5 protein-coding genes, 1 tRNA gene, 2 rRNA genes and 1 pseudogene are annotated in these 7,537 nt (G+C 53.2%); 7 read left to right on the forward strand and 2 right to left on the reverse strand.

Features of this window, described 5'->3' with window-relative positions:
* Nucleotides 1–186: 186 nt before the first annotated feature.
* From NH195_RS06555 to NH195_RS06580, 6 genes are all read left to right on the forward strand, one after another.
* Nucleotides 187–3,014, forward strand: a 23S ribosomal RNA gene (locus NH195_RS06555).
* An 88-nt stretch (nt 3,015–3,102) separates the two neighbouring features.
* A 5S ribosomal RNA gene (gene rrf / locus NH195_RS06560) occupies nt 3,103–3,217 on the forward strand.
* Between the two features lie 55 nt (nt 3,218–3,272).
* A tRNA-Met gene (locus tag NH195_RS06565) sits at nt 3,273–3,349 on the forward strand.
* Between the two features lie 249 nt (nt 3,350–3,598).
* The gene (locus tag NH195_RS06570; protein ID WP_066704785.1) at nt 3,599–4,006 is read left to right on the forward strand and encodes a hypothetical protein; all 408 of its coding nucleotides are present in this window, start codon (nt 3,599–3,601) and stop codon (nt 4,004–4,006) included.
* Between the two features lie 4 nt (nt 4,007–4,010).
* Nucleotides 4,011–4,406 (forward strand): IS66 family insertion sequence element accessory protein TnpB, encoded by a 396-nt coding sequence (tnpB, locus tag NH195_RS06575; RefSeq protein ID WP_066704787.1) that lies wholly within the window; start codon nt 4,011–4,013, stop codon nt 4,404–4,406.
* 189 nt (nt 4,407–4,595) lie between these two features.
* Nucleotides 4,596–4,904: a hypothetical protein gene (locus tag NH195_RS06580; protein ID WP_066704789.1), complete on the forward strand. Its 309-nt coding sequence runs from the start codon at nt 4,596–4,598 to the stop codon at nt 4,902–4,904.
* Nucleotides 4,905–5,186: 282 nt separating this feature from the next.
* Here NH195_RS06580 and NH195_RS06585 read toward each other — a convergent pair whose 3' ends face one another.
* A complete protein-coding gene (locus NH195_RS06585; RefSeq protein ID WP_155846095.1) occupies nt 5,187–5,864 on the reverse strand; it encodes a hypothetical protein in 678 nt (225 codons plus the stop codon).
* A 110-nt stretch (nt 5,865–5,974) separates the two neighbouring features.
* Nucleotides 5,975–6,598, reverse strand: coding sequence for a hypothetical protein (locus NH195_RS06590; RefSeq protein ID WP_066704793.1), 624 nt, complete (start codon nt 6,596–6,598; stop codon nt 5,975–5,977).
* Nucleotides 6,599–6,698: 100 nt separating this feature from the next.
* Here NH195_RS06590 and NH195_RS21110 point away from each other — a divergent pair.
* A pseudogene (locus tag NH195_RS21110) lies at nt 6,699–7,537 on the forward strand (IS3 family transposase); the annotation flags it as partial.

A 7,537-nucleotide genomic window follows, 5' to 3' on the forward strand; every position in this document is an offset into this window, starting at 1 on the left:
ACCAAGTTGCGGTTCTGCGGAACTGCAGCGCGTTTCCGATCCCATACAAGATCGGAAGCGGGAAAGTATGCTTTTGGTCCTGAAAGTATAGCTTCGCGTCTTTACCAGCTCGCGTTGCTCGCAAACTTCGTCCTCAAGTCGCCGACAGGCGGTAGGACATCATGTAGTTTTGCTCTTTCTGGATCAAATCAAGCGCGAGAAGGGCGTTTGGTGGATGCCTTGGCAGTAAGAGGCGATGAAGGACGTGATACTCTGCGATAAGCTATGGGGAGCCGAGAATAGGCTTTGATCCATGGATTTCCGAATGGGGGAACCCACCTGACAGTTCGATATAATAGCTTAGGCTGCTTATATCTTGCTGAAACAGGTACTTTTAACCTGAACACATAGGGTTTTAAGAGCAAACCCGGGGAACTGAAACATCTAAGTACCCGGAGGAAAGGACATCAATAGAGACTTCCCTAGTAGCGGCGAGCGAACGGGAACCAGCCGAGCACGATGAGTGACTAGAACAGATTGGAAAGTCTGGCCATAGCGGGTGACAGCCCCGTATAGGAAGCTTTGAGTGACGTATTAAGTAGGGCGGAACACGTGAAATTCTGTCTGAAGATCGGGGGACCACCCCCGAAGGCTAAGTACTCCTTACTGACCGATAGCGAACCAGTACCGTGAGGGAAAGGTGAAAAGCACCCCGACGAGGGGAGTGAAACAGTTTCTGAAACCGGACGCCTACAAGCAGTCGGAGGGACCTCGAGTCCTGACGGCGTACCTTTTGTATAATGGGTCATCGACTTGGTCTTACGAGCAAGCTTAAGCCGTTAGGTGTAGGCGCAGCGAAAGCGAGTCTTAATAGGGCGCATGAGTTCGTGGGATCAGACCCGAAACCGAGTGATCTAGGCATGACCAGGATGAAGGTAAGGTAACACTTACTGGAGGTCCGAACCCACACCTGTTGAAAAAGGTCGGGATGAGTTGTGCCTAGGGGTGAAAGGCCAATCAAACTCGGAGATAGCTGGTTCTCTGCGAAATCTATTTAGGTAGAGCGTCATCCGAATACCCCGGGGGGTAGAGCACTGGATGGGTAATGGGGCCCCACAGGCTTACTGATCCTAACCAAACTCCGAATACCCGGGAGTACTAGATGGCAGACACACTGCGGGTGCTAACGCCCGTAGTGGAGAGGGAAACAACCCTGACCTCCGGCTAAGGCCCCTAATTCATGGCTAAGTGGGAAAGCAGGTGGGACGACCAAAACAACCAGGAGGTTGGCTTAGAAGCAGCCATCCTTTAAAGATAGCGTAACAGCTCACTGGTCTAGATAAGTTGTCCTGCGGCGAAGATGTAACGGGGCTCAAGCCATGAGCCGAAGCCGAGGATGCCGTAAGGCATGGTAGCAGAGCGTGGTGTGATATAGCTTCATGCCTCTTTCGATCCTCAAGGGGATCATTAGAGGCTCGAAGCTTTCTGTGAAGCGGGCGCGTGAGCGATCCCGTGGAGAGATCACCAGTGAGAATGATGACATGAGTAGCGACAAACAGGGTGAGAGACCCTGTCGCCGAAAGTCCAAGGGTTCCTGCTTAAAGCTAATCTGAGCAGGGTAAGCCGACCCCTAAGGCGAGGCCGAAAGGCGTAGTCGATGGGAACACTGTTAATATTCAGTGGCCAGAGAGAAGTGACGGATCGCAAAGGTCGTTCATCCTTATCGGATTGAATGGGCGGCTCAGCGGTCCCTGGAAATAGCCTCTCATTAGATCGTACCCTAAACCGACACAGGTGGACTGGTAGAGAATACCAAGGCGCTTGAGAGAACGATGTTGAAGGAACTCGGCAAAATACCTCCGTAAGTTCGCGAGAAGGAGGCCCAGTTTCTACGCAAGTATTGGCTGGGGGCACAAACCAGGGGGTGGCGACTGTTTACTAAAAACACAGGGCTCTGCGAAGTCGCAAGACGACGTATAGGGTCTGACGCCTGCCCGGTGCCTGAAGGTTAAAAGGAGGGGTGCAAGCTCTGAATTGAAGCCCAGGTAAACGGCGGCCGTAACTATAACGGTCCTAAGGTAGCGAAATTCCTTGTCGGGTAAGTTCCGACCTGCACGAATGGCGTAACGACTTCCCCGCTGTCTCCAACATCGACTCAGCGAAATTGAATTGCCTGTCAAGATGCAGGCTTCCCGCGGTTAGACGGAAAGACCCCGTGCACCTTTACTACAGCTTCACACTGGCATCAGGCACAACATGTGCAGGATAGGTGGTAGGCTTTGAAGCAGGAACGCCAGTTCCTGTGGAGCCTTCCTTGAGATACCACCCTTGTTCTGCTTGATGTCTAACCGCGACCCATTATCTGGGCCCGGGACCCTGTGTGGCGGGTAGTTTGACTGGGGCGGTCGCCTCCCAAAGAGTAACGGAGGCGCGCGAAGGTTGGCTCAGAGCGGTCGGAAATCGCTCGTTGAGTGCAATGGCAGAAGCCAGCCTGACTGCAAGACTGACAAGTCGAGCAGAGACGAAAGTCGGCCATAGTGATCCGGTGGTCCCGAGTGGAAGGGCCATCGCTCAACGGATAAAAGGTACGCCGGGGATAACAGGCTGATACTGCCCAAGAGTCCATATCGACGGCAGTGTTTGGCACCTCGATGTCGGCTCATCTCATCCTGGGGCTGGAGCAGGTCCCAAGGGTATGGCTGTTCGCCATTTAAAGAGGTACGTGAGCTGGGTTTAGAACGTCGTGAGACAGTTCGGTCCCTATCTGCCGTGGGTGTAGGATACTTGAGAGGAGTTGCCCCTAGTACGAGAGGACCGGGGTGAACGATCCACTGGTGGACCTGTTATCGTGCCAACGGTAGTGCAGGGTAGCTATGATCGGAAAGGATAACCGCTGAAGGCATCTAAGCGGGAAGCCCCCCTCAAAACAAGGTATCCCTGAGGGCCGTGGAAGACCACCACGTCGATAGGCTGGAGATGTAAGTGCAGCAATGCATTCAGTTGACCAGTACTAATTGCCCGATAGGCTTGATTTGATCCAGTAAAAGCAAAACTGCTCTTACTCGAACGAAATCAAAAGCATACACAACACTTACTTGACTTGGACATAAGCTCATTATTCGGTTTGGTGGTCACAGCGTCAGTGAAACACCCGATCCCTTCCCGAACTCGGCCGTTAAGCACGATTGCGCCAATGGTACTGCGTCTTAAGACGTGGGAGAGTAGGTCACCGCCAAACCTAATAATCAGCTTATTAATCTCTCATACGATGCTTAACACACATTCGACCCTGTCGCGGGATGGAGCAGCCCGGTAGCTCGTCAGGCTCATAACCTGAAGGTCGTAGGTTCAAATCCTACTCCCGCAACCAAAATTAAACAACGATTACAGTTATTTAAATGCCTCCTCCGGGAGGGTATTTGCGTTGGCCCAATCCCGCTGGAAGCAACGTGGAAGCAAGTGGAACGCAATGAGAGGTGTAGCAAAGGCGCAACGGTGCGCGAGAGGCTCAAAGCCGCGCTTTCGGCCCAGTGGTAAGCGTTGCATCTGGCCCCCAGATTACCCCCTGAAACCTGACATCACATTCTGATAGCCTTCCTCCAAACCAGAGGATCGCAGCATGTCAGAACAACCGAGCATTCGAAACCACTACGGCTTTTCTATTGAGGTCCATGCCGGTGGTCGCCGTGTTTGGCCACCGAGCTTCAAACGATTTATCCGGGCCAAAATCGAGAGTGGCGAACTGACGACCGAGGACGTCACGAAAGAATGCCGCGTCTCAAAATCGCTCGTCTACAAATGGCGCTCGGACGTCACGCAGCACCGTGCGACCTTCGGCGCGCATCCAGCCAAGCCGACCTTTGCAGAAATCACATTGGATCCTGTCAAGGAGCCGCCGCAGGAAGAAGACGTACGAGAAGAGCTGATCCGGCTGAGGGGCGATGTCGTAGACCTCACGTTGCCAGCGACCTATCCCGTGGAAGATCTGGCGAAACTCGTCCGTGCCCTCGAACAGGCGGGGCGGTGAACTGATGATTTCTCCTGCAGGCAATTTCAAAATCTATCTCGCCAGGGAGCCAGTCGATTTCCGCAAGGGAATGGACGGTCTCGCCGCCATTGTGATGTCTGAATTCGAACTTGATCCCTTCTCAGGGGCGATCTTTGTGTTTCGTTCGAAACGTGCCGACCGCCTCAAGCTCATCGTCTGGGACGGGACCGGTCTGGTGATGGCGTACAAACGCATCGAGGGCCGGGGCTTTGTCTGGCCGAATGTGCGAAACGGCGTCGTCAACCTGAGCAAGGCACAGTTTGAGGCCCTATTCGAGGGCATCGACTGGAAACGCGTCACGACACGGCACGTCAAACGTCCTGTGGTCGCCTCAGATATTTCCAGAACAAAATTGCCCGTCGAAGTGGATCGACCATGACAAAGTTTGAAGATGAGACGCCAACCGGCGGGAACACACCTGAGGAACCGAATTTATCACTCGAAGACCGGATTCAGGAAAGACGGAGAACGGAGGAAAGCGGGGCTTCTGGCCATATGACAGAAGCAGAGTTTAAGGCGTTTATGGACGAAAAAAGGGGGGGAAGAGGCTGATCAAGGAGAACTAGAAATGGTCGATCTCACAATTCACGACATTCCAGACGGGGTTTTGCACTTGCTTGAGAGGGTGGCGGCGCACCGGGGCATGACGGCGGAAGATCTCGTTCGCGAGAAGATTTGCAATGCGTTCCGAGTGTCAAAGCCACCAAGACTCGTCGAAATTACCGAGGAGCAATTTCGGGAGAACATCGACGCGCTCATGGCTGCCTATGACCAAGAGCCGATTGTCATAGTCGATGAAAAAGGGCGTCGTTTCGTTCTAATGCCGGTGGACTTGTACGAGGCAAGGTTGACTGGGCCACATAAGCCCAAGGTATGATAGGATACATGTTACCAGTTCATTGCTGCGCGTCTTCCGATAAGAGAACGGCCAAATTGTCAATCGGCACTGAATGTTGGCCCTTTATCGGCGCCCAAAATTGAGCCCCTTGTGCAAAGCAGGTACGGCGCTGCGTAGCTCTCAAATCGCGCAGCAGCGTCGGGCCTGCGGGGGGTCGGGTTAGCGCTATGCGTGGTCCTTGAAGCGCCAGTTTCGCTGCCGGTTTCTACGACTACGCAATGGTGGGTGAGCCGATCGAGCGGTGCGGTGACCCAAAGTCCGCTAGTTGGCGAAGTTGTCAAATAGAGACAATTGCCGTCTGGGTAGCCACTTAAATGCATTACTCTGGTCCCACTCTAAAGCTCTGGTTCTCATGTCTGACAGCAACGTTTCAGACAGCCGCTTGCGCGAGAAACTAGTTGCTTCGTAGGATAATATTTCCTCGTTGGAGATGTCCTCAAGCCCATTCACAACAAATGAAGAAAGCCTTGGCCCGGTCTGAATTTCATCAGACAAGCAAAGTGTTCGCAGTGTGCGGACTAGTGCGCCAGCGGCGTTCGGGTTGTTTTCCAGTACGAGTTCCAAATACTTTTGAGACAGATCCGCAAAATAGTTTTGGCCGTAGTGAAGCGAACCAGATCGCCAGTCATATAGAATAGCGTCCCAATTGAAAAAGGTGGTTTCGAGAAGGGACAACGGGCTGAGTGCCTCGATGACACCCTCTGCAAAAGCCCAAGTTCGAGAGACCTCCCAAACATCAAAGTTCCATCTTCCAAAACGAACGCGATGTCCGCCAAATTTATTCTGCACTGCTTCGTACCGACTCAAGATGTCCATGAAGGCTTCACCATCGTGAACCTGAACAACGGTATCTACATCGCTGGCGAAGCTCGGAGCACCAAGAAGGGAGATGTCCCTGAGCGCTCCACCAAAGACAAAAATATCTGCACAAACAGACACTTCGTCAATAAATCAGCCAACAGCCCGACGCTCAGCCACCGGCTCATCGAAGAAGCGACGGATGCGCTTCTTAGCGGCTTGCTGGTCAAGTGCGGGTTTCATCTCTCTCCTCAACAGCGAAGTTCCCTAAGTTCCCGCTCAAAAGTTAGAGCGAAGCCGTCAGTCATACCAGAGATCATGTCTGCGAGCAATTGACAGCGGCGATAACCCAACGGCAGGTCCTCGTTCGGGCTTTCAAAAACTCGCCTGTAATTCTCCGAGATACGTCCGTAGGCATACTTCTCGAAAGGAGTTCCGGGATGCCCTTTGGTCTCCTTCTGCGGGTCGCCACGGCTAACGATTGCAGGCCAAAGCATGTCCATGATTGAATGGATAACCTTGTGCCCTTCCAATTCCAACTCAAGAACACTTCGGTGTTTGTAGGCGTTTTCCAAAGCAAAACCTTTAAGCTTCTTGCAAAGCAATGCTGCGCTCGACACGGCAATGAGATCGTCTTTCAAAGCGCCGTTCTCAATGTCAGATTGCCTCTCAAGGAAAGCCTCTATGACCGCAGAAACCATTTTTCCTATTGCAAACACCCGGAACATCTGGGTCGAAAGATCGTTCACTTCGTTCGGCGATAGTTTCGCCTCTGTGTGTTTTTTGTGCTGTGCGTTCGCTCGCTCGCAGACCTCTTTGATCACCGGGTCGGTTTCAGTCTCTTCGTCCTCCCGCGCTAGGAGATAGCTGATCAAGTCTCTGTAGGAAACCAGCCCTTTTTTGACCGCATCTTGGACGTGTCACGGTTTGATGCCGCTCCTTTGATAGCCTTTACTGGAACAAAGGAGACTGACTATGGGACTGAAACGGACGGACGAATTTCGCCAAGATGCAGTGCGTATTGCGCTGACCAGCGGGTTGACGCGCAAGCAGGTGGCTGATGATCTGGGCGTTGGCATGTCGACGCTGAACAAATGGATCACAGCACACCGAGACACGAAGGTGGTTTCACAAGAGGATTTAGACCTCGCCAAAGAGAATGAGCGGCTTCGACGAGAGATCCGGCTTCTCAAGGAGGAGAGGGAAATCCTAAAAAAGGCCACCCAGTTCTTCGCGGGCCTAAAGCAATGAGATTTAGGTTTGTCGAGGAACACAGGAACCATTTTCCAGCCAACCGTTTATGCAGTGTCGTTGGCGTCAGCACACGTGGCTTGCGGGCCTTCCGTAGTCGCCCTGCCAGTCGCAGACAACGATCTGATATGGTCACGCTTGCACACATCAAAGAACAGTCCCGCCTGAGCCTTGGTAGCTACGGCAGGCCGCGAATGACCGAAGAGTTGAAGGAGATCGGTCTGGACGTCGGTCATCGCCGTGTGGGCCGCTTGATGCGCGAGAACGGCATCCGGGTCGAAAGATCGAAGAAATACAAGGTCACGACGGACAGCAACCATGCGTTCAACATCGGGCCAAACCTGCTGAACCGGGACTTCCACGCCGATCAACCGAACCAGAAGTGGGCGGGCGACATCAGCTATGTCTGGACGCGAGAAGGATGGCTCTACCTGGCTGTTATTCTTGACCTGCATTCTCGGCGGGTGATCGGCTGGGCAGTCAGCAATCGCATGAAACGCGACTTAGCGATCCGAGCATTGAACATGGCCATAGCTTTCCGGGCGCCGCCCAAAGGCTGCATT

Source organism: Celeribacter ethanolicus (genome assembly GCF_001550095.1).
Lineage (GTDB): Bacteria > Pseudomonadota > Alphaproteobacteria > Rhodobacterales > Rhodobacteraceae > Celeribacter > Celeribacter ethanolicus.

What these genes read in the sequence shown, in the direction of transcription:
- tnpB (WP_066704787.1), top strand. Translation starts at nt 4,011, where the DNA reads ATGATTTCTCCTGCAGGCAATTTCAAAATCTATCTCGCCAGGGAGCCA.
- NH195_RS06570 (WP_066704785.1), top strand. Translation starts at nt 3,599, where the DNA reads ATGTCAGAACAACCGAGCATTCGAAACCACTACGGCTTTTCTATTGAG.
- NH195_RS06580 (WP_066704789.1), top strand. Translation starts at nt 4,596, where the DNA reads ATGGTCGATCTCACAATTCACGACATTCCAGACGGGGTTTTGCACTTG.